Here is a 26,263-nt window from a genome sequence, read left to right on the forward strand (position 1 = left end):
CCTCCCCGGAGCCGTTTGACCCTGGGAAGGCCCAAGCGTCGACCGGAGAGAAGAGCGAAGTTGTCCCCGACCAGCGAGACCGCACAGGGCGGCCGCCGACTCGTCATCGTCGAGTCGCCTGCCAAGGCGAAGACGATCAAGGGCTACCTGGGCCCCGGCTACGTAGTCGAAGCGAGCGTCGGGCACATCCGCGACCTCCCCAACGGCGCCGCGGAGGTCCCGGAGAAGTACACCGGCGAGGTCCGCCGCCTCGGCGTGGACGTAGAGCACGACTTCGAGCCGATCTATGTCGTCAACGCCGACAAGAAGGCGCAGGTCAAGAAGCTCAAGGACCTGCTGAAGGACTCCGACGAGCTCTACCTCGCCACCGATGAGGACCGCGAGGGCGAGGCCATCGCCTGGCACCTCCAGGAAGTGCTCAAGCCCAAGGTCCCGGTCAAGCGGATGGTCTTCCACGAGATCACCAAGGCCGCGATCCAGGCCGCCGTGGCCAACCCGCGCCAGCTCAACCAGAAGCTCGTCGACGCCCAGGAGACCCGTCGCATCCTCGACCGCCTCTACGGCTACGAGGTCTCGCCGGTCCTGTGGAAGAAGGTCATGCCGCGCCTGTCGGCCGGCCGTGTCCAGTCCGTCGCCACCCGACTTGTCGTGGAGCGGGAACGCGAGCGCATCGCGTTTCGTTCTGCTGAGTACTGGGACCTGACGGGCACTTTCGCGACCGGCCGCGCGGGGGACTCGTCGGACCCGTCGTCGCTGGTCGCCCGCCTCCAGACCGTCGACGGCAGGCGAGTCGCGCAGGGCCGCGACTTCGACTCCCTGGGACAACTCAAGAGCGCGAACACCCTCCACCTCGACGAGGCGAACGCCCGCGCGCTGGCCGCCGCCCTGGAGCAGACGCAGTTCGCCGTCCGGTCCGTCGAGTCCAAGCCCTACCGCCGCTCGCCGTACGCCCCGTTCCGTACGACGACCTTGCAGCAGGAGGCGAGCCGCAAGCTCGGCTTCGGCGCGAAGGCCACCATGCAGGTCGCGCAGAAGCTGTACGAGAACGGCTACATCACGTACATGCGTACGGACTCCACGACGCTGAGCGACACCGCCGTCGCGGCCGCCCGTGCCCAGGTCACACAGTTGTACGGCGCCGACTACCTGCCGTCCGCCCCGCGGACGTACGCCGGGAAGGTCAAGAACGCCCAGGAGGCGCACGAGGCGATCCGCCCCTCCGGCGACCGCTTCCGCACCCCTGCCGAGACCGGACTGACCGGCGACCAGTTCAAGCTCTACGAGCTGATCTGGAAGCGGACCGTCGCCTCCCAGATGAAGGACGCGACCGGTAACTCGGTCACCGTCAAGATCGGCGGCACCGCGGCCGACGGCCGTGACGTCGAGTTCAGCGCGTCCGGCAAGACGATCACCTTCCACGGCTTCCTGAAGGCCTACGTCGAGGGCGCCGACGACCCGAACGCCGAGCTGGACGACCGCGAGCGCCGGCTGCCGCAGGTGGGCGAGGGCGACCGGCTCAGCGCCGAGGAGATCACGGTCGACGGGCACGCCACCAAGCCCCCGGCCCGCTACACCGAGGCGTCGCTGGTCAAGGAGCTGGAAGAGCGCGAGATCGGCCGCCCGTCGACGTATGCGTCGATCATCGGCACGATCCTCGACCGCGGCTATGTGTTCAAGAAGGGCACGGCCCTCGTCCCGTCCTTCCTGTCCTTCGCCGTGGTCAACCTCCTGGAGAAGCACTTCGGGCGGCTCGTCGACTACGACTTCACCGCCAAGATGGAGGACGACCTCGACCGCATCGCCCGCGGCGAGGCCCAGTCCGTGCCGTGGCTGAAGCGGTTCTACTTCGGCGAGGGCACAGGCGAGGGCGGCGCGGCCGACGCCGGTAACGGCGACGGGGACCACCTCGGTGGCCTCAAGGAGCTGGTGACCGACCTGGGCGCGATCGACGCCCGCGAGGTGTCGTCGTTCCCCGTGGGCAACGACATCGTGCTGCGGGTCGGCCGCTACGGCCCGTACATCGAGCGCGGCGAGAAGGACACAGAGCAGCACCAGCGCGCGGACGTGCCCGAGGATCTGGCGCCCGACGAGCTGTCCGTCGAGCTCGCGGAGGAACTGCTCGCCAAGCCGAGCGGCGACTTCGAACTCGGCGCCGACCCGCAGACCGGCCACCAGATCATCGCCCGCGACGGCCGCTACGGCCCGTACGTCACCGAGGTGCTCCCCGAGGGCACCCCGAAGACCGGCAAGAACGCCGTCAAGCCGCGCACGGCCTCGCTGTTCAAGTCGATGTCTCTCGACACGGTGACCCTTGAGGACGCCCTCAAGCTGATGTCGCTGCCCCGCGTCGTCGGCACCGACGCGGACGGCGTGGAGATCACCGCGCAGAACGGCCGCTACGGCCCGTACCTGAAGAAGGGCACGGACTCGCGGTCGCTCCAGACCGAGGAGCAGCTCTTCACGATCACGCTGGAGGAGGCGCAGGCGATCTACGCCCAGCCCAAGCAGCGTGGCCGCGCGGCCGCCAAGCCGCCGCTGAAGGAGCTGGGCACCGACCCGGTGAGTGAGAAGCCGGTCGTCGTCAAGGACGGTCGCTTCGGGCCGTACGTCACCGATGGGGAGACCAACGCGACCCTGCGCTCCGGCGACAGCGTCGAGACGATCACCCCGGAGCGCGGCTTCGAGCTGCTCGCCGAGAAGCGGGCGAAGGGGCCCGCCAAGAAGACGGCGAAGAAGGCCCCCGCGAAGAAGACGACCGCCAAGAAGGCCGCCCCGGCCAAGAAGACGGCCGCCAAGAAGACCGCGGCGAAGACGACGACGGCCGCGAAGAAGACGACGGCGAAGAAGACCACCGCGAAGAAGACGGCGGCTTCGAAGTCGGCGAGCGAGGACTGAGCCGCCGTCCTAGGTCGCTTTGAGCGCCAACCGGGCTCTTTCGGAGTCCGGTTGAGGGCCCGGTTCTTCGCTTGCGGTTCGCAAAACGAACGCCTCGGCATCAGTTTGGTGTCGAGGCGCGCGTACGTTCGGGCGTGCGCGCCGGGCTGTCAGTGCGTCCCGATAGGCTGAAAGCATGACGCGAGCCGAGCAGCCAACGGCCCACCACCCCGCCCCCGACGACGCCCTGGTCGCGGACTCCCGCGAGCGCGCCGTCCGCGCCCTGCTGCGGCGACCGCAGCTCAAGCGGCTGTGGAGCGCGCAGTTGGTGGGAGGTGTCGGCGACACCCTCGCCCTGCTGGTGCTGGTCCTCCTGGCCCTTCAGGCGGCGATCGCCGAAGGGTCGTTCGGCGGTGGGTACCGGGGCGTGGCGTTCGCGGTGGCGACCGTCTTCGGGGTGCGCATCCTCGCGACGCTGCTCTTCGGCGCCGTACTCCTCGGCCCGCTGACGTCGCTCACCTCCCAGGAAGGCCCCCTCGACCGGCGCTGGACCATGGTCGGCGCGGACGGCCTGCGGGCCGCCCTGCTGATCGTCGCGCCCCTGTGGATCGACTGGACCCCGGACGACGCGCTGGCCGTCCTGCTGGTCACCGGCTTCGTGTCCGGCGTGGCCGAGCGTTTCTGGACGGTGTGCCGGGAGAGCGCGGCGCCCGCGCTGCTGCCGCCCCCGCCGCCCGAGGGAGCGACGGTACGACCGCTGCCGGACCACATGGACGCCCTGCGCCGCCTGTCGCTGCGTACGGGTTTCGTGGCGATCCCCATGGCCGCCGCCGCACTCGTCGCCGCCGCCCTGCTCAACAACCTGCTCGGTACCGGCCTCGACTGGTTCGACCAGCACCACGCGGCCCTCGCGTCCTATGTCGCGGCCGGTCTGTTCGCCGCCTCCCTGTCCGTGCTGACCTTTCTGGAGCTGCCCGACACGCGCACCCCACGCGCGCGGTCGCCGCTCGAGGGCCTGCGCCGGCCCAAGACCGGTTCCGGCGTCGACAAGGGCCGTACCGGTGCGATCCCGCTGCTGGTGACGGCGTGCGCGGCTGTCGCCGGTGCGGTGTCCGCCGGGGTCGCCGTGGCCGTGCTGCACGCCAAGGACCTGGGCGGCGGCCCGGTGCTGTACGGCCTGCTGGTGCTCGCGCTGACCGGCGGCGTGGTCGTCGGCATCCGTACGGCCCCCTCCGTGCTGCCGTCCCTGTCGCGGCGCCGGCTGCTGGCCCTGGCGATTGCCTTCACCGGCATCGCGCTGCTGGCCGCGGGACTCGTCCCGGACGTCACCACCGTGCTGCTGATCATCGCCCTGGCCGGAATCGGCGCGGGCATGGCCGCCAACACCGGGCACACCCTGCTCGACCAGGAGGCCGAGGAATTCCGGCGCCCGCGCACGACGGAGCACCTCCACGCGGTCGTACGCGTGTGTGTGGCGCTCGGCGCGGTGATCGCGCCGCTGGTGGCCGCGCTGATCGGGCCGCACCGGCTGGAGAGCGGCAAGTTCGTCTTCGCGCACGGCGGCGCGGCGTTCACGCTGATGCTGGCCGGGGCGCTGCTGCTGCCGGTCGCCGCGCTGGTGCTGGCCAAGGTCGACGACCGTTCCGGCGTGCCGCTGCGCCAGGACCTGCGCGACGCGCTGCTCGGCGGGGACGACCCGGAGCAGGTGCCCGCGACGTCCGGCTTCTTCATCGCCCTGGAGGGCGGCGACGGCGCCGGGAAGTCCACCCAGGCCGAGGCGCTCGCCGAGTGGATCCGGGGCAAGGGCCACGAGGTCGTCGTCACCCGCGAGCCGGGGGCGACGCCGGTCGGCAAGCGGCTGCGGTCGATCCTGCTGGACGTGTCGAGCGCGGGCCTGTCGCACCGCGCGGAGGCGCTGTTGTACGCGGCGGACCGCGCAGAGCACGTCGACACGGTGGTCCGGCCCGCCCTGGAGCGCGGCGCGGTCGTCATCTCGGACCGTTACGTCGACTCCTCGGTCGCCTACCAGGGGGCGGGCCGTGACCTGTCGCCGACGGAGATCGCACGCATCAACCGCTGGGCGACGAACGGACTCGCACCCCACCTGACCGTGCTGCTGGACGTCTCGCCGGAGATCGCCCGCGAGCGGTTCACCGAGGCGCCGGACCGGCTGGAGTCGGAGCCGGCGGAGTTCCACGCGCGTGTGCGGTCCGGCTTCCTGACGCTGGCCGCCGCTGACCCTGGGCGCTACCTGGTGGTGGACGCGGGCCAGGAGGCGGAAGCCGTGACGACGGTCGTCCGGCACCGGCTCGACCAGATGCTGCCGCTGTCCGAGGCCGAGATCCAGGCCCAGGAGGAAGCGCGCCGCCAGGCCGAGGAGGAGGCCCGCCGCAAGGCCGAGGAGGAGGCCGCCCGCAAGGCCGAGGAGGAGCGCCTGGAGCGTGAGCGCCAGGAGCAGCTCGCCCGGCTGCGCGCCGAGGAGGAGGAGCGCAAGCGGCGCGAGCTGGAGGAGGCGCAGCGGCGCGAGGCCGAACGGCAGGCGGAGGAGGCCCGGCTGCGGGCCGAGGAAGCGGCTCGGCGGGCCGAGGAGGAGCGGCAGCGGCTCCTCGCGGAGGAGAAGGCGCGCGCCGAGGAGGAAGCGCGCCGCAAGGCCGAAGAGGAACGCCGCCGCAAGCAGGCCGAGGAGGAGGCGCGACTGCGCGCCGAGGCGGAGGCGCTCCGACTGGAGAAGCAGCGCAAGGCCGAGGAGGCCCTGCTGCGCGCCGAGGAGGCCCGACGGCTCGCGGAGCAGGCGGCCGCGCAGGCCCAGGCGGGTCCGAGGCCGCCGGCGCCCGGCGCCGGGGCCACCCCCGGGGACGCGCTGACGGTTCCCACGCCGGTGGTGACGCCGGGGAGCGCGCCGGGCGGGGTGTCGGACGAGACGACTGTGCTGCGGCCCGTGCGCGACGCGGAGCGGCGGGAGACGGCCGGTGAGCGCTCTTCCGCAGACAGCGCCGCAGGAGAGGGTGCTTTCGAGGGCGGTCCGTCCGGTAGCCGTGCTCGCGGTGGCCGTACCGCCGGGGAGTCCGAATCCGAGGTGACGGCGAAGCTGCCGCAGCCGCCGGTGCCGGGGGCGGCGGACGAGACGGCGGTGCTTCCGCCGGTGGTGCCCGGCGCCGCCGAGGAGACCGCTGTGTTGCCGCCGGTCACTCCGGGGGCCGCCGACGAGACTGCGATGCTGCCTTCCGTGTCGGGGGAGGAGCGGGTGGATCGTGACCGGGGGGCGGACCAGGTTCCGCCCGGGTACTTCCGCGACGACGTCCGCGCCGAGGAACGTACGCGCGAGATGCCCCAGGTCGACGAGGCGGGGACGCCGCGGCGCAGGGCTCGGTCCGACTGGGCCGAGGAGACGCCGCTGGACGATCTGCCCACGCTGGCCGACGAGCTGCTGGGACCGCGCGAGGACGAGTACGACGAGGACGGGGGCCGGGGCCGCGGCCGACGGCGTTGACGCCCGGCTCGGCAGGGCCGCTCGTCGGCTCTGCCCGCTCCGGCGCCGGTGCTCGCTCCGACGTCCGTTGCCCGCTCCGGCACCTGTTGTCAGTGCCGCCCCGCACAATGGATCCCGCACCGCGAAATGTGAACGAAGGGCGGCGGGACCCATGAGCGTGTGGGACGACCTGGTGGGGCAGGCGAGGGTGAGCGAGCAGCTGGATGCCGCCGCTCGGGACGCCGATGCCCTCGTCACCGCCGCTGCCACCGACGCGCCGCCCCCCGAGGCGTCGAAGATGACCCACGCCTGGCTGTTCACCGGCCCGCCCGGCGCGGGCCGGAACCAGACGGCACGGGCCTTCGCCGCCGCACTTCAGTGCGTCAGCCCTGACCGGGCGCTGGGCGGCGCGCCCGGCTGCGGTTTCTGCGACGGGTGCCATACGGCGCTCGTCGGCACGCACGCCGACGTCACCACCGTCGCCGCCGTCGGCACCCAGATCCTCGCCGACGACATGCGGGACACGGTCCGCAAGTCGTTCACCTCGCCGGCGAACGGCCGCTGGCAGGTCATCCTCGTCGAGGACGCCGAGCGGCTGAACGAGAAGTCGGCCAACGCCGTCCTGAAGGCGGTCGAGGAGCCCGCTCCCCGCACGGTGTGGCTGCTCTGCGCCCCTTCCCTCGACGACGTCCTGCCGACCATTCGCTCCCGCTGCCGCCACCTGAACCTGAGCACGCCCTCGGTCGACGCCGTCGCCGACATGCTCGTACGGCGCGAAGGCGTCGAGCCCGAAGTCGCCGCTGCGGCGGCCCGCGCCACCCAGGGCCATGTCGACCGGGCCCGCCGCCTCGCCACCGACCCGGCCGCCCGCGAGCGCCGGGCCGCCGTCCTCAAGCTGCCCCTCCGACTCGGCGACATCGGTGGCTGCCTCAAGGCCGCCCAGGAACTCGTGGACGCCGCGGCCGAGGACGCCAAGCAGCTCGCCGAGGAGATCGACGCCAAGGAGACCGAGGAGCTGAAGGCGGCGCTGGGCGCGGCCCAGGGTGGCCGGATGCCGCGCGGCACGGCGGGCGTGATGAAGGATCTGGAGGACAAGCAGAAGCGGCGCCGTACGCGGACGCAGCGCGACAGCCTCGACCTCGCCCTGACCGACCTCACCGCCTTCTACCGCGACGTCCTCGCCCTCCAGCTGGGCTCCCGCGTAGCCCTCGCCAACACCGACGCCGAGGATGCCCTGGAGCGCCTCGCCCGCGACAGCGCCCCGGAGTCCACCCTGCGCCGGATCGAGGCCATCGCCGCCTGCCGCGACGCCCTCGACCGCAATGTGGCGCCGCTGTTGGCGGTGGAAGCGATGACCATGGCGCTGAGAGCGGGCTGAATCGGGCGGGGCCCCGGGGGCGGTAGGCGTTCACCGGTGATCAACGGGAGGTTGACCATGTAACACGTACGAGCCGTGGCGCGCACGCACAGCATCCGGACGGCTGCGCAGAGTTACGCTCGCCTGATGTACATCAGGCGCAGCTCTCCAGCCGGCCCAGCCCCGAGTCCCAGCGGGCAGGGACCTCGCAACCGTCGAGGACAGGGCCCACGCAACCGTCCCTCGACCGCCCGGCGGACCGGCACGATCGGTGCCCTCCTCGTCGCCGGCGCGCTGCTCGTCTCCGCCTGCACCTCCGGCGGCGTGACCAGCGCGACGAAGTCGGGGGGCCCGGCGGCCGGGGCGGCGCTGGCCGCGCTGCCCCGGGCGACACCGAACGCGCTCGCGCCGTACTACGCGCAGAAGCTGACCTGGCGCAGCTGCGGGGTGCCCGGCTTTCAGTGCGCGACCATGAAGGCGCCGCTCGACTACGCGAAGCCGGACGCCGGGGACACTCGCCTCGCCGTGGCCCGCAAGAGGGCGACGGGCCCGGGCAAGCGGCTCGGTTCGCTGCTCGTGAACCCGGGCGGCCCCGGCGGCTCGGCGATCGGCTATCTCCAGCAGTACGCGGGGATCGGCTACCCGGTCGAGGTACGCGCCCAGTACGACATGGTCGCGGTCGACCCGCGTGGAGTCGCACGCAGCGAGCCGGTCGAATGCCTCGACGGCCGGGCGATGGACAGGTACACACAGACGGACTTCACGCCCGACGACACCAAGGAGACGGGCCGGCTCGTCGGCGCGTACAAGAAGTTCGCGGAGGGCTGCGGCGCGGACGCGGCCGGCCTGCTCCGGCACGTCTCCACCACCGAGGCGGCCCGGGACATGGACATCCTGCGCGCGGTGCTGGGGGACGAGAAGCTGACGTACGTGGGCGCCTCGTACGGCACCCTGCTCGGGGCGACGTACGCCGGGCTCTTCCCGGACCGGGCGGGCCGGCTGGTCCTGGACGGCGGGATGGACCCCTCCCTGCCCGCCCGCCGGTTGAACCTCGACCAGACGGCGGGCTTCGAGACGGCGTTCCAGGCGTTCGCCCGGGACTGCGTGCACCACCGGGACTGCCCGCTGGGCACGAAGGTGAGCGACGTCGGCAGAAACCTCAAGGCCTTCTTCGACAAGCTCGACGCGCGGCCCATCCCGGCCGGGGACAGGGACGGCCGTGAGCTCGGCGAATCCCTCGCCACCACCGGCGTGATCGCGGCGATGTACGACGAGGGCGCGTGGCCGCATCTGCGCGACGCGCTGTCCGCGGCGATGCGGGGGAACGACGGAGCGGGCCTCCTCGCCCTCTCCGACAGCTACTACGAACGCGACGCCGAGGGCCGCTACACGAACCTGATGTTCGCCAACGCGGCGGTGAACTGCCTGGACCTCCCGCCGGCCTTCTCCACGCCCGACGACGTCCGCAGGTCCCTCCCCGCCTTCGAGAAGGCGTCCCCCGTCTTCGGCGAGGGCCTCGCCTGGGCCACCCTGAACTGCGCGTACTGGCCGGTGGCACCCACCGGCGAGCCGCACCGCATCGAGGCGGCGGGCGCGGCCCCGATCGTCGTGGTCGGCACCACCCGCGACCCGGCGACCCCCTACCGCTGGGCCCAGGCCCTCTCCCGCCAGCTCTCCTCCGCCCGCCTCCTCACCTACGAGGGGGACGGCCACACCGCGTACGGGCGGGGGAGCACATGCATCGACCGGACGATCAACGCGTATCTCCTGCGGGGGACGCCGCCGGTGCGGGACAAGCGGTGCTGAGGGCTGCTGCTGGCGGCCGCTGCTGACAGTGGAGGCCGACGCCGCTGCTGGCGCGCGGTGAGCTGCTCCGCCGGTACTGCCAGCGGGTGCCGACAGCGGGTGCCGACAGCCGCTGTGAGCTGCCCCGGAGCACCTCGCTCCGGGGCCGGGGGCGGGCCAGGGCGGGGCGCGGAGCCGGCCGCGGAGAGCCTGGGGAGGGCCCGGGGAGGGCCCGGGAGGGGTTGGTACGGAGCACCTGGGAAACTGTGTAGACTTACCGACGTTGCTGATCGCACCATAGTGCGGACAGCGCGCCGCCTTAGCTCAGATGGCCAGAGCAACGCACTCGTAATGCGTAGGTCTCGGGTTCGAATCCCGAAGGCGGCTCCATCAAACCCCAGGGCGGAGTGCTCCGACCTGGGGTTTTCTCATTCAATGGATGCGCCGACGACGCCGGGCGCGCGCCGCACGGGTATCGGCGGTCTCAGTTCTGGTCTCAGTTGTGGAGCCGGGCCGGGCATGAAGGCGTCTCCCGCGCGGCGCATCGCGTCCTTCGAGCTGCAAGACGTAGAAGCCAAAGACGGTGGCGCCGCTGCCTTCAGCTTGAGTAGTTCTGGTGCCGTAGAGGGAAGGCGTCGCCGACCGGCCACTCCTTGGGCAGACTTAGCGCCGTAGGGATGGGTTGAGCTGCTGGCTGACGTACGACTTGGAACTCGTCCAGTCCCCAGGGCCGACTTCGATCAGCACTTCGACAAGTTCGTCGGCAGGTACGACGGCGTTCCACGCGCCGAGGTCGCAATCCCCAAGGAGATGTTCGGTCTCCTCAACTCATATCCGCTGAGAGTGATGGACGAGCTATGACCAGCCCTGAGGTACCCGAGGCCGAGATGCGCCTCGTGGGGAGCATCGTCGAGGGAGAGGCCACGGCCGTCTTCCGCTGGGGGGTCATCGTGGACCTGGGTCTGTCACGGGACGGCTTCATTGATGTCCTCTACATCGACGACGACGACAACTACCAGGTGGGAGACCGTGTGTCCTGCTATCTGACTGACTTCGACGAGATGAAGAACAAGTTCATCCTCAGGCCCCCAGGGCAGGTACCGCTCGCGGAACGCCTGCGCAGGCGCGAGGAGCAGCGAGGTCTCTCCTCCTGACCTTCCGGACAACGACGATCGCCGGGGAGCACGTACGACGAGCTCCCCGGCGATCGCCGTGTCAGTAGCAGCCGCATAGTGGCGCCGCCTGTCATTCAGGCCATGGTCGCCTGATATGCCAATGCGGAGGGGACCGGTCAGCTTCTCATGGTGACCAGGGCGACCGCCGTCATCGCCGCTTGCATTTCTCGGATCGCCTTGCGCACGCTCTCACCCGCCCATTGCCCCTCGGAGATCTCCTTCATCCGTGGAGCGACCTCCTTGCGAGGCAGGTCGGGAATGCCAGGCGGTGCAGCTTGGCGCCGTGCAGCAGTGCGATGAGGCCGGCCGAGCGGTCGTCGGGTTCGGCATGGCGCAAGACCAGTTCCTCAAGCCGTACCCGCAGTTCGCGCTCGGCCGTGCCGTCCGTCTCTGGGAACCGCCGCACCGGGAACATGCCCAGCACGTTGCGCTGTTGCCTACTGACCAGGCCACGCTCTGTGAGGCTTTCGAGGGGCGTCCAGAGCCTTGCCCCTGTCCTTGGTCAGCCACTCCGTCACCTTGGGCGGCCTGCTCTTCCCCGCCGCCCAGGCATCGATCATCCCCAGCCGGTCGTCGAGCAACCGGACTCCCGTCGGAGCCGTATCGGCCACCGAGGACACACAACCTGCCATGACGAGTTCGAGGACGATACCGCCTGCCACCGCCCACTGGCAGGCCTGCCGCTCCCGCACCGCCCCGACGCGTCGTCCAGCGACAGCAGCATGATCTCCTCGCCCAGCGTCACCGCCATGCCGCCCCCCATCTCCTGACTCTGCTCTCAAGACGTGCGGGACGGCGGATCAGTTCCGCAATCGGGGAGCGACGGCAACCTCATGGGTACCCGGCGGGGCCGGTGTGTACCGGCTCGGGCCTGGCCTCCGCTCGGACTGCTGCACCGACGCAGTCGCCGCCGAGATCGGCGAGTCCGTGCGGCATCTGGGGACGGCAGGGGCGCTGAGTGTCTGGGGTGGTCGCCGGGCCGCTGCTCGCCCCGCCCGTACTGCTTCTGGCCCCTGCGTAAGAGTCAATGCACCCGGCTGCCGATCGTCCGGTCGGCGCATCTCCGAGGCGAGCCGGGGCGTGTACTTCCGCCTGTTGAAGCGGTCGCCGAAGTCCTTCGCCGACTGGCCTGGTGAGACATGAGTCACTCGATCTTGTTTATCGACTGGATTAGCTGACATTGTCGACTGACAATGTCAGCCGCTTGAGACATCGGAAGAATCGAGCTCCGTCATGAAGACCATGCTTGCCGGGCGGCTCCGCCTGGACACCCACACGTTCGCCGTCGAAGAGGTCCCCGTGCCCACCCCCGGCCCGGGGGAGGTGCTGGTCGAGGTGCGGGCCGCGGGGGTGTGCCTGTCCGACGTCCATCTGATCGACGGCAGCATCAGCCCGGAGTTCCCTGTCGACTCCGTGAGGAAGGCCCGCACCGTCACCCTCGGTCATGAGGTTGCCGGCGTCGTCCATGCCGTAGGCCCGGAGGTGGCCGGGGAATGGGTGCCTGGCACCCGGGTGGTGCTCCAGGCCGGGCAGGCGTGCGGCGGGTGCGGCGGCTGTCTGCGCCGCTCCGAGTGCCGTCAGCCGCTCACACGCGGCGTGGACTATGACGGCGGCTGGGCCCAGTACGCCGTAGCGCGCGAGGACACCCTGCTCGCCATCCCGGACGACCTCCCCTTCGACCAGGCCGCCATCATCCCCGACGCCGTCTCCACTCCGTACGCCGCCATCGTCGAAGCGGGTGCGGTACGTCCGGCGCAGGCGGTCGGGATCTGGGGTGCGGGCGGTCTGGGCGCGCATGGCATCCGGCTTGCCCGTATGGTCGGCGCAGCCCCGATCATCGCCGTCGATCCGCTGCCCACGGCTCGGGAGCGGGCCCTCGTTTTCGGTGCCGATCTCGCGCTCGACCCGATGGCGGACGGCTTTGCGGAGGCGCTGGCGGAGGCCACGGCGGGGCGGGGCATCGAGGTCGCGTTCGACTTCGCCGGCGTACCCGCCGCTCGCGCTCAGGCGGTTGCCGCGCTGGGGGCCGGTGGAATCCTGGTGCTCGCAGGGCTCACGCCGGAGTCGATCGTCGTCAGCGACAGCACCGGCTTCAGCTTCCGGGGCAACCAGATCCGCGGCCACTACGGCTCCGGGTTCGAGCACGTGGAACAGCTCATCGGCCTGACCTCCGCCGGACGGATCGATCTGGCCCCTTCCATCACTGCTCACATCCCGCTGGCCGAGGCCGCCGACGCCGTCACCCGGCTGGAGAAGAAGATCGGCGACCCGATCCGGTTTGTTCTCACCCCCTGAAGCCTGCTGACCCCGCCCTGGGGGCCAAGGCTGATCGAAGGGGTCTGAAATCGAAGTGGTCCGAAGAAGGTCCGAGAAGCCCCTCCGGCGACGGTGAGTCGCGGGAGGGGCTTCGTGCCTTGTGGCGGGCCGGTGGGCGGAGAGGTGTCCCCCGGGGCCCCGGGGGCTTGGTCCGGCCGGACGTTTCAAGGCCTCCGACAGTTCCAGCAAGTGACTGTGTCACTCAACACAATCAAGCGACATTGTCACTCGACAATGTCGCTTGTATGGTTCTGGGTAGCGACAGCCCGTGCCGAACGAAAGGCAAGCTCATGACTCACGAGACCGTGCGCGGAACCGAGCCGATCCCTCAGCGTCCCGCCCTGCCCCTGGTCGGCCACGCATTCGACATTCCGGGTGGCGCCGACGGCCTGCTGTACGTGATGAAGGAGGCCAGGGAGCTGGGGCCGTTGTTCAAGCTCCGTGTCTTCGGCAATGAGATCAACTTCGCGTCCGGTCTGGATCTGGTCACCGAGCTGGCGGACGAGAGCCGGTTCCGTAAGAACGTGCATCCCGACCTGGTGATCCTGCGGGGGATCGGCGGAGACGGGCTGTTCACGGCGTTCAATGACGAGCCGAACTGGCGCAAGGCGCATGACGTGCTGATGCCGGCGTTCTCCCTCGGCGCGATGCGCGGCTACCACGCGACGATGCTCCGGGTGGCGCGGGAGCTGGTGGGGAAGTGGGACCGGGCCGCCGGGACGGAGGCCGTGGATGTGGCCGACGACATGACGCGGCTGACGCTTGACACGATCGGCCTGTGCGGTTTCGGCTACGACTTCGAGTCGTTCGACCGCGACGAGCCGCATCCTTTCGTCACCGCCTTGTCGCGGGCGCTGGGTTTCGCGCAGGCCAAGGGGGAGTCCATCCCCGGTACGGAGTTGTTCAAGTGGCGGCAGGCGGAGCAGTTCCGGGCCGACGTGGCCTTGATGGAGGGGCTGGTCGACGATGTGATCCGGCAGCGCCGGGCGTCCGGCGACGCGAGCACCGATGACCTGCTCGGGCGCATGCTGCACACCCGGGACGCGGTGACGGGTGAGCCTCTGGACGATGTCAACATCCGCTACCAGGCGATCACGTTCCTCATCGCCGGGCACGAGACCACCAGCGGGGCGCTGTCCTTCGCCCTGTACTACCTGACCAAGCATCCCGAGGTCCTGGCCCGTGCCCAGGCCGAGGTCGACGCGCTGTGGGGTGACGCGGATGCCCCGGACCCGGATTACGGGGACATCGGCAAGCTGACGTACATCCGACAGGTGCTCAACGAGAGCTTGCGGCTGTGGCCGACGGCGCCCGCGTTCGCGGTGGAACCGCTTCAGGACACGGTCATCGGCGGGAAATACGCGGTGCGCAAGGGCGAGTCGATCCAGATCCTCATCCCGCAGCTGCACCGGGACCCTGCCTGGGGAGAGAACGTCGAGCTGTTCGATCCCGACCGGTTCCTTCCCGAGCAGGAGCAGGAGCGCCCGGTCCACCTGTTCAAGCCGTTCGGCAGCGGTGAACGCGCCTGTATCGGCCGCCAGTTCGCGTTGCACGAGGCGACGCTGGTCCTCGCGCTGGTGATCCACCGTTACCGCCTGATCGACCACACCAACTACCAGCTGAAGATCAAGCAGTCGCTCACCCTCAAGCCGGACGCGTTCACCCTGAACCTGGCCCGGCGCACCAGCGCAGAGCGCCGCCTGCCCGCCGCGGCGGCCGTCACCGCCGGCAACGCTCCCGCCGCCGGGAACGGGCCCGTCCTCCGGCGTGCCACGGGAACCGCGCTGACCCTGCTGCACGGCTCCAACCTGGGCACCTGCGCGGGCATCGCCCGCGATCTGGCCGAGGACGGCGACGAGCGCGGCTTCGCCCCGTCCGTCGCCGCGCTCAACGACGCCGTGGGCAAGCTCTCCGCGGGCGATGGTCCGGTGGTGATCGTGGCCGCCTCCTACAACGGCAGGCCCACCGACGACGCCACCGAGTTCGTTACGTGGCTGGAAGGCCTGGAGCCCGGCGCGCTCGAGGGCCTGAGCTATGCCGTACTCGGCGTCGGCGACCGTAACTGGGCCGCCACCTATCAGCGCATCCCCACCCTCATCGACGAGCGGCTCGCCGCGGCGGGCGCCACCTCACTGCTGGAGCGCGGCGCCGCGGACGCCGCCGGTGACTTCGCCGGCACCGTGGACCGGTGGACCGGCGACCTGTGGACCGCCCTGCTGGAGCGGTACGGAGCCGCCGCGGAAGCGGGGGAGGCGGAGCCGGAGGCCGATCAGGCTCCGGGCTTGTACGAGCTTCAGGACACCACCGACTCGGTCATCGGCGGGCTCGCGGCACGGCACGGCGTACAGCCGATGGAGGTCCTCGACGCGTGCGAACTCGTCGATATGGAGCATGAGCTGGGCCGCTCCAAGCGTTTCCTCAAGCTGCGGCTGCCCGACGGCGTCACCTACCGCACCGGCGACCACCTGGCCGTCCTGCCGAGCAACCCCGACTCCCTCGTCCAGCGGGTGGCCGACCGCTTCGGCCTCGAACTGGACCGCACTGTCCGGCTGCGTGCCCGTCGCCGCAGCCGCAGCGCCCTGCCCGTCGACCGGCCACTGACCCTGCGCCGCCTGCTGACCGACTTCGTCGAATTGCAGGATGCCGCCACCCAGGAGCAGGTCGCCGTGCTCGCCGAGCACACCGCCTGCCCGCCCGAGAAGCGGCCCCTGGCCGAACTCGCGGCGGCGGACCCGCAGACCTTCCGCGAGCAGGTGACCGCCACCGGACACAGCGTCCTGGACCTGCTGGAGCGCTACCGCGCCTGCGAACTGCCCTTCGAGGTCTTCCTGGAACTGCTGCCCGTGCTGCGCCCGCGCCACTACTCGATCTCCTCGTCCGCCGAGGCCTCTCCCGGCGAGGTGGACCTGATGGTGTCGCTGCTCGCCGCGCCCCACCGCTCCGGCGAGGGCACCTTCAACGGCATCGGCTCGCACTACCTGCAGACCGTGCAGGCCGGTGACACCGTCCAGGCCCGGGTGCTGCCCTGTAGTGAGGCCTTCCGTCTGCCGCAGGACGAGTCGGTGCCGGTGATCCTGGTCAGCGCGGGCACCGGTCTGGCGCCCTTCCGCGGCGCGGTCCTCGACCGCCACCACACCCGCTCGACCGGCACCCTGCTGTGCTACTTCGGCTGCGACCACCCCGAGGTCGACTACCTCCACCGCACGGAATTCGAGGCGGCCGAGGCAGCCGGAGCCGTCAGCATGCGCCCCACCTTCGCCCGCGCCCCCGAGGACGGCGCCTGCTTCGTCCAGGACCGCATCGCGAAGGAGAGCGACGAGGTCTGGGCGGTCCTGGAAGCCGGCGGACGCGTCTACATCTGCGGCGACGGCCGCCGTATGGCCCCGGCGGTGCGGGAGGCGTTCATGAAGATCTACCGCGACCGCACCGGCAGCGGTGACGACGAGGCGAGCGCCTGGCTGGCGGCCCTGATCGAGTCCGGCCGCTACGTGGAAGACGTCTGGGCCGGCTGACCCGCCAGGCTGCCGGTGGCCGACACCACCACACACCCGCAGCCGGCCGAGCCCGCCGAGCCCGCCGAGCCCGCCAAGCCGGCCGAGCCGGCCAAGCCCAGGGCCCGCCAAGCCCGCCAAGCCCGCCGGGCCCGCCAAGCCCGCCGGGCCCGCCAAGCCCAGGGCCCGCCGAGCCCGCCGAGCCGGCCGAGCCGGCCGAGCCGGCCGAGCCGGCCGAGCCGGCCGAGCCGGCCGAGCCGGCCGAGCCGGCCGAGCCGGCCGAGCCGGCCGAGCCCGCCGGGCCCGCTGACCGACAGGGCCACGGACGCCCCTCCCCCCCCACGTCCGTGGCCCTGTCTCCTTCTCCTTCGCTACGTGTCCCCCCTTCTGAACTCGTGAGGCCCTCATGCTTGTCGCACACTCGGCGCACCGCCGAGGAACCGCGCCAGTACCCAACTCCTCGCACAGGAGCAGCCGGTGAACGCGCGCAGCGGGACCGCCCTGACCTTCGGCGTCGCGGTCGCGCTCATCGCCGGAGTGACCCTGGGCAACGGCGGAGCGAACGTGATGCCCGTCTTCGTCGACGACTTCGCCTCGCGCTTCGGGCTGTCGGACTCCGGCGCCGGACTCGTCGCCGCGACCCAGCTGATGGCGACCGCCATCGTCACCCTGCTGCTGGCCAAGCGGGCCGCGCGGCCGGGGCGGGTGCTGATGACCCGCTTCGGCCTGGCCGTTGCGGGAGCCGGCTTCCTGGGAGCGACGGCGGCCACCGGCCCGGTGACCCTGGTCCTGGCCAACCTGGTCCTCGGCGCGGGACTCGGCGCGGTCTACGCCGCGGCCACGGCCGCGCTCGCCGCCACCGACGACGCCGACAAGGCCTCCGCCGTCACCATCTGCGGCGTGGTCGGCGTGACCGCACTGCTGATCATGGGTGTCCCCGCGGCCAACCACGACCTGGGCGAGGGCACCGGCTTCCTGCTCATGGCACTGTGCTGCCTCGCCGCCTGGCCACTGACCCGCCGCCTCCCCGACGGCCCGGCAGTTCCGGCCTCCGAAACCCCCGGCACGGCAGAGACGGCCTCGGCGAAACCGTCGGTCGTGCTGCTCGTCGGCACCGGACTCCTGTGGGCCGTCACCCAGGGCGCGTGGTCCTACGCCTCGGTCCTGGGCCGCCAGCACACCGGCCTGTCCCACTCCGCCGTGTCCGCCGTCCTCGCGGTCTCCAGCGTCGTCGCACTCGTCGGCGCGGTGGTGGGACCCATCGCCGCGCGGCGCTTCGGACGCATGCGGTCCATGGCCGTCTTCGTCACGGCACAGGCCCTCGCCATGGCGGCCCTGGTCCTCACCCACGACCCCGTGCTCTTCACCGTCGCGGCCGTCCTCTGGCAGACCTGCCAGCTGGCCGTCCTGGTACAGATGCTCGCCGCCGCGGCGCTCATCGACCCGACCGGACGCCTGGTCGCCTCCCTCAGCGGCGCGGGAGCCCTGGGCACCGGCATCGGACCCCTGGCCGTCGGCGCCCTCCTCGACGGCGCCGGAGCCGGCGTACTCGGCCTCGTTCTGGCGACCGGCACCTTCCTCGCCTCACTGCCGCTGCTGAGGATGACGGTGGCCAGTGGGAAGGCCACCAACGAACCGCAGCGCGGGCGGGCGCCGACGGTCTGAAGACATCGTCCCGACCTCGCGGAACGGCCGCTGCCCTTGATGGATGTCAGGGGCAGCGGCCGCTTGGGCGTTGAGGACCGGTTGTCTTGGCAACGGGGCGCAGACGCTGCTCCAGGGCGGAGATGACGCCGCCGGAATCTGGAGGTCTACGACCGGACCCTCGCCGCGGATCCGGGCACCTTCCGGCCGGTCAACGCCCGGAGCTCATCGCTTTGCGACAGCTCACCGCTCTGCGAGAGCTCATGGCTCTGCGACAGCTCACCGCTCTGCGAGAGCTCATGGCTCTGCGACAGCTCACCGCTCTGCGAGAGCTCATGGCTCTGCGACGGCGACAAGGGCGAGGCCGGCCTGTTCCCCCTTGCCGTCAGCTCATCGGCAGGGGCACGAGCTCCATTCGGCCTCCCGCGAAAGCGACGACAGCGGAGACCAGGGCCTGTAGACAGGTGAGCTCGGCCTCCTCGTCGGGCAATGAGAGATGCTGCGCCGAGAGGCCGTCGAAGCCGGCCAGGAAGAACCGGGCGAGGGTCTCCGCCGGCTGGGCGAGCTGGTGACCGGTGCGCTCAGCCGCCTCGGTCACCAGCCTCGTCGTCACGACCGTCACCTCGCGGTAGTGGCCCTCAAGGGCCTCCTGGAGCCGTGGTGTCCGGAGCGCGAACATGGACAGTTCGGTGAGCAGTTGGTGGGTGGTCGGCTGCTCGCGAAGGGTCTGCCACAGGGCGGCGGCGAGTGCCGCGACCGTCTCCTCGAAGCCGGCGTCCGCGGGCGCCGCCCGTTCGACCTGTGCGATCAGATCATGGGTGAGCTGTTCCATGACGGCCCGGTACAGATCTTCCTTGGTGCCGAAGGTGTAGTGCACCGTCGCCTGTGCCACGCCCAGCTCGGCCGCGATGGCGCGGGTGCTTCCGGCAGCCACACCCTCCCTCGTCATGAGGTCGATGGCGGCCTTGATCAGCTGAGGACGGCGCTCTGCCGCAGAAACATGAGCCATGGAGACACTATACCGACTTAGTCTAGCGAATAAGTCGTTCGATCATGTTGCGTTTTCCGGACAGGCGAGAAGCCGTGAGCGCGGAGCTTACTTCCCGGCTGTGGCCGCCCTGGATCCTTCATCGGAGAAGATGCGGAGGTCAGAAGCCTCTGTGGGTTCCCCGCAAGGTGCTCGGCTGAACTCCGGACCGAGGCCCTCTCGCAGTCTCGCAGTCGAACCGCGCAGGGCGTCGCACGTTGAGCCGGCGCCGTTGGCCGGGCCCGTAGGTGCAGGTTTCAGCTTCGGCTTGGTGCAGTCGCGTTGGCCGCACTGACTCCGGTCGCCAGTCCACAGCCTCGTAAGATCACGTTGCCCGACCCCGATCGTGACAGGAGGCCGAATACCCATGGCAGATCAGCGTGTTGTGGTCGTGACTGGGGGCGGAACGGGGATCGGTGCGGCAACAGCACGGCTGCTTCGGGCCGGCGGGCACGACGTTGTCGTCTCCGGGCGACGACCGGAGCCCCTGCACCGCGTCGCTGAGGAAACCGGAGCCTTGGCCTGCCCGGCTGATACCGCCGACCCGGACGCTGTTGTCCACCTCGTCGAAACTGCCGTCTCGCGATTCGGTCGACTCGACGGGTTGGTCGTCAATGCGGGAGTGGCACGCAGCGGGGGTGTCGGAGAACTGTCCGACGAGGACTGGGAGACAGTGCTTGGTACAAATCTCACCGGCCCCTTCCTTCTGATGCGGGCGGCCTTGCCGCACTTGCTCCGAGCCCGGGGATCTGTCGTCGCGGTCGCTTCGGTCGCTGCCCTGCGTAACGGGGTGCGCAATGCCGCTTACGCCACGTCCAAGGCGGCACTGCTCCAGTTGTGCCGGTCGCTGGCTGTGGACTACGGGCCTCAGGGTCTGCGGGCCAACACCGTCTGCCCCAGCTGGGTGCGCACGGAGATGGCCGACCGCCGCATGGCCCGGTTCGCCGAGGAGGCCGGACTGGCCTCCGCCGGGGTGGACGGAGCATACGAGGAGGCCACCCGGCTGCTGCCGGCACGCCGCCCCGGCGAGCCCCGTGAGGTCGCCGAGGCCATCGCCTGGCTGCTGTCGCCGGCTGCGTCCTTCGTCAACGGTACGGTGCTGACCGTGGACGGGGGCGCGACCGCGCTGGACCCCGGGACTCTTCCCTTCGGCTTTCGCATCAGTTCGCGCGGCGACGAGGGGTGATTCTTGCCGCCGGGGCGTGAGTCGGTCCTGTGCCGGACTATTTGAGACGTGCGTCATGCCGCCTGGCGTGAGTGCGTCATGGTTGGTCATGATCGTATGACCACTTCATACGGGGGAAGCGCATATGACCCACTTCACACGCTCGTCCGTGCAGAGCGGACTTGCCGCGTTTGCTGTGCCTCTGATGCTGCTCGGGCCCGCCGGGACGGCTCACGCCGATCAACTCCCCTTCCCCGGAAGGGGATATGTCTCCGTCAGCGGTCCGGCAGAACCCGGCGCGGCAGTGGAACTCACGGTCAAGGAGCGCCCTGGCAATCCACACCCGACGGCGGTGGAGGTCTCCAGCCCGGCGCTGGCCGGCGACACCACCCTGGGCGACACCGAGCGCGCCTGGGTGGGTGCGGGTCGAATAAGAGAGAACCTGAAGCCCGGCACGTATCCCGTGACGTTCACGCTGCGCCACAAGGACGCCGACTGCGTGACGGAAAAGGACCGGGACTATGTGTGCAACTACCCCGCGATCGTCCTGCGTGAAGAGGTAAAGGTCTCGGCTCCGGACGAGGCCCCGGCATCGGGCGACGGACCGGGCTACGGCGGCGGCTTGGCGCTCGGCATCGCCTCGGGCGCCGTGGGGACGCTGGCTGTGGGCGGGATACTGCTGCGTCTCCGCCGCCGCGAGGCCGCTGATGAGTCGTCGCAACGATAGAGGGCGTCTGAGAAGTCCCCTTCAAGGCAGGCGAGTTTGGTAGTCCCTGTGCTGGTGGAGGCTGGGATGAAGGGGCGCGAAACGTGTGCCCGGCGATCTGCCACTCGCGGGTTGGGCAGCGCTGGCGTCGCTGGCGCTGCCTCCGAAGCCGGGGGCGCCCACCCGAGCATCCGCGGCGGGAGATCATCGGTGCCCTCGGCTACTGGATCCGGGTCGGCTGTGCCTGGCGCCCGTGGGGAGTTGTGGGCGAAGGCCGCTACGGCCCTCAGGCAGGAGCGTGCGTGAGCGATTGCGTGAGAGGGCCGTTCAGTCGGATCGGCGTGACCCCGGACCTGAGGCCGGACACGGCGACGACGCTCGGCGCGCGCCGTGCGGGTGCCGGCGGCCTCAGCTCTGGTCTCAGTGGGGCCTGGAATCGGGGTCGAGGGCGAGATCGGCCCTTCACGTACCGGCGGGGCTGACTCATCTGCTCACGTACCGGCGGGTCTGACTCTCCGCATGTGCCGATGGATTTCCACGCTCGTGGGCATGGCCGACCCGAGCAGCCTCCGGCGAGCATGGGGCCGCGCATTTCCGGTCTTCGCCTGCACCGGACGCCCCACCCTGAAAGTCTCTAGAGTGCATGATCGTTGGGCAGTGCGTGCTGTGCGTGCAGTGCGTGCAGTGCGCGCAGTGCGCTGCGGAGGGTCGAGGGGACTGTTGTGAAGGTTGAACTTCCGCCGGAGCCGGTGCACTTCGTCAACCGTGACGAGGAGCTGGAGCGTGCCCTGCGTGCCGTGGCGGAATGGCGGAGCCGTTCCCGTCCGTTGGTTCTCGCGCTGAGCGGGCCCGCCGGGCTGGGGAAGACGGAGCTGGCCGGTCTGATCGCCCGGACTCTGCTCGACCGCTACCCCATGACCGACGGTGTGCTGTCCGTCGATCTCGATGACTTCCGGGACGGTGACGCGCTGGATCCCGGTGATGTGCTCACCCGGTTGCTGGGCTCGCTCGACGTGGAGCCGGGGCAGGTGCAGGCCGCCTACGCGGCCCGGTGCAGGCAGTACTGGAACAGGACGTCCGAGGCGAAACTGGTCCTCGTTCTGGACAACGTGCGCTACGCCTCGGAGGTCGTTCCCCTGCTTCCGGCGTCGGGCGACAGCGTGGTGATCGTCACGAGCCACGGTCCGCTCCGTGAGTTCGAGGCAGGTGCCGCGGTGGATCTGGCGCTCCCGCCACTGGAGGAGCGGGCCGCGACGGAACTGCTGGAGCTGATCGTCCCCGACCAGCGGCTGGCCGCGGACCCCGAGGCGGCGCGGGCCGTGATCCGGTTGTGCGACGGGCTGCCCGCGGCGCTGCACGTGGCGGGCCGATGGGTGCGTACGCACCGCCTGCGCCCCCTCTCTCGTCTCCTCGCCGATCTCCGGACCGAGTTGGACGAGAAGGGCGTGTCCGACGTGGAGCGCGTCTGGGACACGGCTTACGCCGATCTGTCCCGCCCGGCGGCCCTGCTCTACCGGTTGCTGCCGCACCACCCCGGCGAGACGTTCACGCTCCCCTCCGCCACCGCTCTGTCAGGACTGGGGCCGGAGGACTGCCAGGACGCCCTGGAGGAGCTGGACCGGGCTGGGTTACTGGACCTGCGTCCGTTGTCGCTGACGGAGTCCGGCCAGATGAGGCTGCCGGGACCGCTGCGTGCGCATGCGATGCGGCGCTGCCGACGGGAGACGGCGGACGGGGAGGTGGCCGAGGCGCAGGTGAGGCTGGTGCGCTGGCTCGTCCGGCAGGCTCAGCTGGCCGACCGGTTCGCCGCCGGCGCCCGGCTGACCGTCGTGGATCGGCTCGACGGTGTTCCCGGTGTGCCGGATGTCGCGCTGGAGGATCCGGAAGCGGCCACGAGCGACGAGGCCCGGGCCCAGCGTGCCGAACGCGCGGCCCGCTGGCTGGCCGAGGAACGCCATGTGCTGTTCGCCTGCGCCCGCCTGGCCCACGGCCGGGGGCTGGACACCGAGGTCGTCGCCCTGTCCGAGCCGGTGTGGACGCATGCCCTGGACCATCCCCACCAGTCCGAGGTCGTCGAGGTCTTCCGGCTCGCCGTCGACTCGGCGGTCCGGCATGGCGGGAACGCCGGGTGGTTGGTGCGCACCCGCTGCCAGCTGGCCAGACCGTTGTGGGAGTCGGGAGAGTACGAGGAGGCCGCGGCCCAGCTCGACGGCGCGATGTCCGCCGGTGAGCTGCTGGGGGAGTCCGACCGGGACCGTAAGCTCGCCGCCTCGGCCGTGGAGGCCCGCGGCATGCTCAAGGGCGCACGGGGTGAGTGGAGTGCCGCTCTGGCCGACTTCGCCGGCTCCCGCGACCTGCATCGCGCGATCCCCAACCCCTACGGCGTCCTCCTCCAGACGTACCGGATGGGAGAGGCGAGCGCCAAGGTGGGGGATCTTGAGACAGCGTGTCGGCTGTTGTCCGAGGCGCACACCGGGTTCGTGGCGAAGCGGCGCGAGAGGCTGATCGGGCGCTCGGCGTCCGCCCTCGCCGGTGTCCTGCACCAGCTCGGCCGTACGGTCGAGGCCAGGGAGCTGTACGAGCAGTCCCTGGCGCGTGCCGACCGACGACGCGCCGGTGTGGACCGGGCACGCGTCCACGAGGCTCTGGCCGAACTGGACACGGGCGAAGGGAACTTGGCGGAAGCCGAGGAACACCGTACGGCGGCCCGGGCCCTGCGTCGGCGCAACGGCCTCGTCTAGGGCCGGTCGCCTGGATCGTGCCGGCGTCCGAACAGCAGGCCCTAGATCACCTGCGCCGCCTCGGTGTCCGTGGCCGGGCGGAGGGTGATGCGGAACGTCCGGTCCCCGACGAGGCAGTTCAGCTCGGTGTGGCTGTCCGGAGCGGGCTGCGGGGAGAGCAGCCGGGCGTACACGGCCGACAGGGCGACGGCCGGGTCGAGTCGTGCGACCCGGCCTGACTCGGGCCGAGGGTCGATCCGGACGGTGTACGGCTGCTCATGGCCGCGGGCTCTGATCAGGCAGCCGCCGGACGGCAGCAGCGCCGCGGCCGAACGGCAGCCCGGGTAGGCGGACAACGCGTGCCGGGTCCAGCCGTCGGAGGTCCAGGCGAGGTCCACGGGGGCTTGGGACGGCGGCAGCGGACGACGGTACAACAGGCCTGCCGAACGGGTGTACCGCTCGTCCGCGGCGCCGTGCTCCACAGCGAGGTGGTGGCCAGGCGGTCCGGTGCCGGCCGGGTGCCGGGTGATCCGGACACCCGCCGCGGTGGTGTCGATGCGGACGTCGAACGCCGCGGGGATGCGCGTGGCGGGCACGGGCGCGGGCAGCAGTCGGGGAGTGAGGCGTTGGGCGGGCGGCGCGAGACCGAGCAGGGCGTAGACCTCGGTGCGCAGGCGCTCCACGGCATCGCCGGGCGGTGCGAACGCGGCCTGAGCTGCGGCGTGCCCGGGTCCCGGCCGGTACGCCCGCAGTGCTTCGGTGATGTCCGCGCCGTGTTCCAACCGCGGTATGCGGCCCAGTAGTACGTCCATGGGACTGCCCGGGATCAGCTCGCCGCCGCCCGGGTGGACGCTCACGAGGGGGCGGTCCTGGACCGCGCAGTAGTACAGGGCCGCCGATCCGTGGTCGGTCACGAGGGCGTCGGCGGCGATCAGGACCGAGGCCCACTCCTCGCAGGGATCCGGGAGGACCATCCCCGCGTCGAGGGCCGGCGCCAGGCGCTCGGTCAGCTCGTACGTGCCGAGCAGGCTGCGTTCGTTGGGATGGACCACAAGCGCCAACTGGTACTCGTCGTACGGCAGCTGGGCCGCGAGCCGGGCCGGCAGGCCGGGGCGTTGCCGGAGGAGGGAGTCGGGACCCCACGTGGAGACCATGACGAGCAGCTTGCGGGCCCCGGTGCCCAACGCGGCCCGGTAACGGTCGCGCAGGGGGACGGAAGCGAGGACGCGTTCCAGAGTGAGGTCGCCGATCACCTTCGCGCACCGGGCTGCTTGCGGACTCGTGGCGGCGAGCCTGGCGACCTGGTCGGGATGGGCCAGGGCGTGCAGTGCTATCGGAGCGTCGGGTTCGGTTCGTCGCAGATACGCCGGGTCCAGCCCGGATGCCGAGTCGGCCGAACCTTCGCCGGGGAGCGACTTGTTGAAGCCCGCGCCGTGCGGCAGGAGGACGTGGGGGCCGCGCAGCAGCCTCAGGTCGCCCTTCGGGCTCGCGGCGACGACCAGGTCGTGGGTACGACCGCACGCTTCGCTCCACGGCACCGTACGGCCTCCGACGGCGTCGATCGCGGAGAGCGCGTCGGCTCCGAAGTCCGAACCCGGGGCGAGGGTGAACAGGCGCGTGATCCGGCCATCACCGGAGAATACGGGGACGACGTCCAGCAGCCGGTACAGAGCCACCGCCGACCGAGCCACGAACAGAACCGCCCGCCCGTCGCCCGTCGCCCGTCGCCCGTCGCCCGTCGCCCGTCGCCCGTCGCCCGTCGCCCGTCGCCCGTCGCCCAGTTTACTGGGAACCGGCGGACGGGAAGTGCTGTTTCCGCAGGTCGGGGCGGGCTCGTTCACGTCGGCGGGCGACATGATCCGATCCTATCGCGCGCTGTTCACGGGTAGCCGAGAGTGATCCACGCCGCACATCGAGCAAGGGCGGGGTGGTCTGTCGGACCGGTCGCGAGGATGGCGGCATGAGTGACTGGGGAATCGCCCTGATCGCCGCGGGATCGGCGATCGCGGGCAGTGTGGTGACCGGCTGGTACGCCCGCGGTGCCGGTATCCGGCAGGCCGAGGCGGCACGGCACGCGGGTGACCGTCAGGCGGAGGCGCTGCTCGAGTCGGTTCGCATGACGCTCAGCGCCGAGTCCGGCCACCGTGAGTTCGCCCGCCGCCGTCAGGTCTATGCGGAGTTCCTCGGAGCCGCGGAGGCCAGGATCCTCACCGAGCGGACCGGCCGCGGGCAGGCCGACGACGACGTCCTGCTGCAACGCGCCCTGGGCGGGGTGCTCCTGGAAGGCCCGCCTGACGCCGCCGCGGCGGCACAACACCTCGTCGACTGTCTGCGCCGGCATGAGAGGCCGGACGAACTGAAAAGCGCGAAGCATGCCTTCGTCACGGTGGCCCAGGAGTGCTGCCGGTCCCGGTCCCGGTCCCGGTGACTGTGACTGTGACTGTGACTGTGACAAGGATCGTCTACAAGGATCTTCCGCCAGGTGCCGGAGGGCGAGCTCGCCCTTCGATCCTCCCGTCAACTGCTCGGCACCG

At 71.1% G+C, this 26,263-nt stretch carries 15 protein-coding genes, 1 tRNA gene and 1 pseudogene; 13 read left to right on the plus strand and 4 right to left on the minus strand.

The window, feature by feature from the left end; genetic code table 11:
• Nucleotides 1-60 precede the first annotated feature (60 nt).
• The 6 genes from topA (at nucleotide 61) to KUM44_RS08295 (ending at nucleotide 10,639) form a co-directional block, all read left to right on the plus strand.
• Nucleotides 61-2,895 (plus strand): type I DNA topoisomerase, encoded by a 2,835-nt coding sequence (gene topA / locus KUM44_RS08270; protein WP_217207129.1) that lies wholly within the window; start codon nucleotides 61-63, stop codon nucleotides 2,893-2,895.
• A 175-nt stretch (nucleotides 2,896-3,070) separates the two neighbouring features.
• A complete protein-coding gene (gene tmk, locus KUM44_RS08275) occupies nucleotides 3,071-6,364 on the plus strand; it encodes a dTMP kinase (protein WP_217207130.1) in 3,294 nt (1,097 codons plus the stop codon).
• A 151-nt stretch (nucleotides 6,365-6,515) separates the two neighbouring features.
• The gene (locus KUM44_RS08280; protein ID WP_217207131.1) at nucleotides 6,516-7,721 is read left to right on the plus strand and encodes a DNA polymerase III subunit delta'; all 1,206 of its coding nucleotides are present in this window, start codon (nucleotides 6,516-6,518) and stop codon (nucleotides 7,719-7,721) included.
• A 126-nt stretch (nucleotides 7,722-7,847) separates the two neighbouring features.
• The gene (locus KUM44_RS08285) at nucleotides 7,848-9,506 is read left to right on the plus strand and encodes an alpha/beta hydrolase (RefSeq protein WP_217207132.1); all 1,659 of its coding nucleotides are present in this window, start codon (nucleotides 7,848-7,850) and stop codon (nucleotides 9,504-9,506) included.
• Between the two features lie 292 nt (nucleotides 9,507-9,798).
• Nucleotides 9,799-9,875: transfer RNA gene (locus KUM44_RS08290), tRNA-Thr, on the plus strand.
• Between the two features lie 467 nt (nucleotides 9,876-10,342).
• Nucleotides 10,343-10,639: a S1 RNA-binding domain-containing protein gene (locus KUM44_RS08295; protein ID WP_217207133.1), complete on the plus strand. Its 297-nt coding sequence runs from the start codon at nucleotides 10,343-10,345 to the stop codon at nucleotides 10,637-10,639.
• Nucleotides 10,640-10,776: 137 nt separating this feature from the next.
• Here the strand turns inward: KUM44_RS08295 and KUM44_RS08300 are convergent.
• A pseudogene (locus tag KUM44_RS08300) lies at nucleotides 10,777-11,411 on the minus strand (GPP34 family phosphoprotein).
• Between the two features lie 482 nt (nucleotides 11,412-11,893).
• Here KUM44_RS08300 and KUM44_RS08305 point away from each other — a divergent pair.
• Nucleotides 11,894-12,955 (plus strand): zinc-binding dehydrogenase, encoded by a 1,062-nt coding sequence (locus KUM44_RS08305; RefSeq protein WP_217207134.1) that lies wholly within the window; start codon nucleotides 11,894-11,896, stop codon nucleotides 12,953-12,955.
• Nucleotides 12,956-13,266: 311 nt separating this feature from the next.
• Nucleotides 13,267-16,488: a bifunctional cytochrome P450/NADPH--P450 reductase gene (locus tag KUM44_RS08310; RefSeq protein WP_217207135.1), complete on the plus strand. Its 3,222-nt coding sequence runs from the start codon at nucleotides 13,267-13,269 to the stop codon at nucleotides 16,486-16,488.
• Here the strand turns inward: KUM44_RS08310 and KUM44_RS46735 are convergent.
• On the minus strand, nucleotides 16,461-16,790 hold the full coding sequence (locus tag KUM44_RS46735; RefSeq protein ID WP_217207136.1) for a hypothetical protein: 330 nt from the start codon (nucleotides 16,788-16,790) through the stop codon (nucleotides 16,461-16,463). The two genes, KUM44_RS08310 and KUM44_RS46735, sit on opposite strands and share 28 nt — an antisense overlap.
• A gap of 154 nt (nucleotides 16,791-16,944) precedes the next feature.
• Between KUM44_RS46735 and KUM44_RS08320 the strand changes: the two genes are divergently transcribed.
• Entirely contained in the window at nucleotides 16,945-18,132 is a 1,188-nt protein-coding gene (locus KUM44_RS08320; protein WP_217207137.1) for an MFS transporter, read from the plus strand.
• A gap of 364 nt (nucleotides 18,133-18,496) precedes the next feature.
• On the opposite strand, the gene KUM44_RS08325 is transcribed toward KUM44_RS08320, so the two are convergent.
• Complete coding sequence (locus KUM44_RS08325; RefSeq protein WP_217207138.1) at nucleotides 18,497-19,120, minus strand: TetR/AcrR family transcriptional regulator; 624 nt, start codon at nucleotides 19,118-19,120, stop codon at nucleotides 18,497-18,499.
• Nucleotides 19,121-19,505: 385 nt separating this feature from the next.
• On the opposite strand from KUM44_RS08325, the gene KUM44_RS08330 reads away from it, so the two are divergent.
• The 3 genes from KUM44_RS08330 (at nucleotide 19,506) to KUM44_RS08340 (ending at nucleotide 23,750) form a co-directional block, all read left to right on the plus strand.
• Entirely contained in the window at nucleotides 19,506-20,324 is an 819-nt protein-coding gene (locus tag KUM44_RS08330; RefSeq protein WP_217207139.1) for an SDR family NAD(P)-dependent oxidoreductase, read from the plus strand.
• 283 nt (nucleotides 20,325-20,607) lie between these two features.
• Nucleotides 20,608-21,030, plus strand: coding sequence for a hypothetical protein (locus tag KUM44_RS08335; protein WP_217207140.1), 423 nt, complete (start codon nucleotides 20,608-20,610; stop codon nucleotides 21,028-21,030).
• Between the two features lie 701 nt (nucleotides 21,031-21,731).
• The gene (locus tag KUM44_RS08340; protein WP_217207141.1) at nucleotides 21,732-23,750 is read left to right on the plus strand and encodes an NB-ARC domain-containing protein; all 2,019 of its coding nucleotides are present in this window, start codon (nucleotides 21,732-21,734) and stop codon (nucleotides 23,748-23,750) included.
• Between the two features lie 41 nt (nucleotides 23,751-23,791).
• On the opposite strand, the gene KUM44_RS08345 is transcribed toward KUM44_RS08340, so the two are convergent.
• On the minus strand, nucleotides 23,792-25,585 hold the full coding sequence (locus tag KUM44_RS08345; RefSeq protein ID WP_254389230.1) for a translation initiation factor 2: 1,794 nt from the start codon (nucleotides 25,583-25,585) through the stop codon (nucleotides 23,792-23,794).
• A gap of 104 nt (nucleotides 25,586-25,689) precedes the next feature.
• On the opposite strand from KUM44_RS08345, the gene KUM44_RS08350 reads away from it, so the two are divergent.
• Nucleotides 25,690-26,157: a hypothetical protein gene (locus tag KUM44_RS08350; RefSeq protein WP_217207142.1), complete on the plus strand. Its 468-nt coding sequence runs from the start codon at nucleotides 25,690-25,692 to the stop codon at nucleotides 26,155-26,157.
• The last annotated feature ends 106 nt before the right edge of the window (nucleotides 26,158-26,263 follow it).

Source organism: Streptomyces sp. AC550_RSS872 (genome assembly GCF_019049285.1).
Taxonomy (GTDB): domain Bacteria; phylum Actinomycetota; class Actinomycetes; order Streptomycetales; family Streptomycetaceae; genus Streptomyces.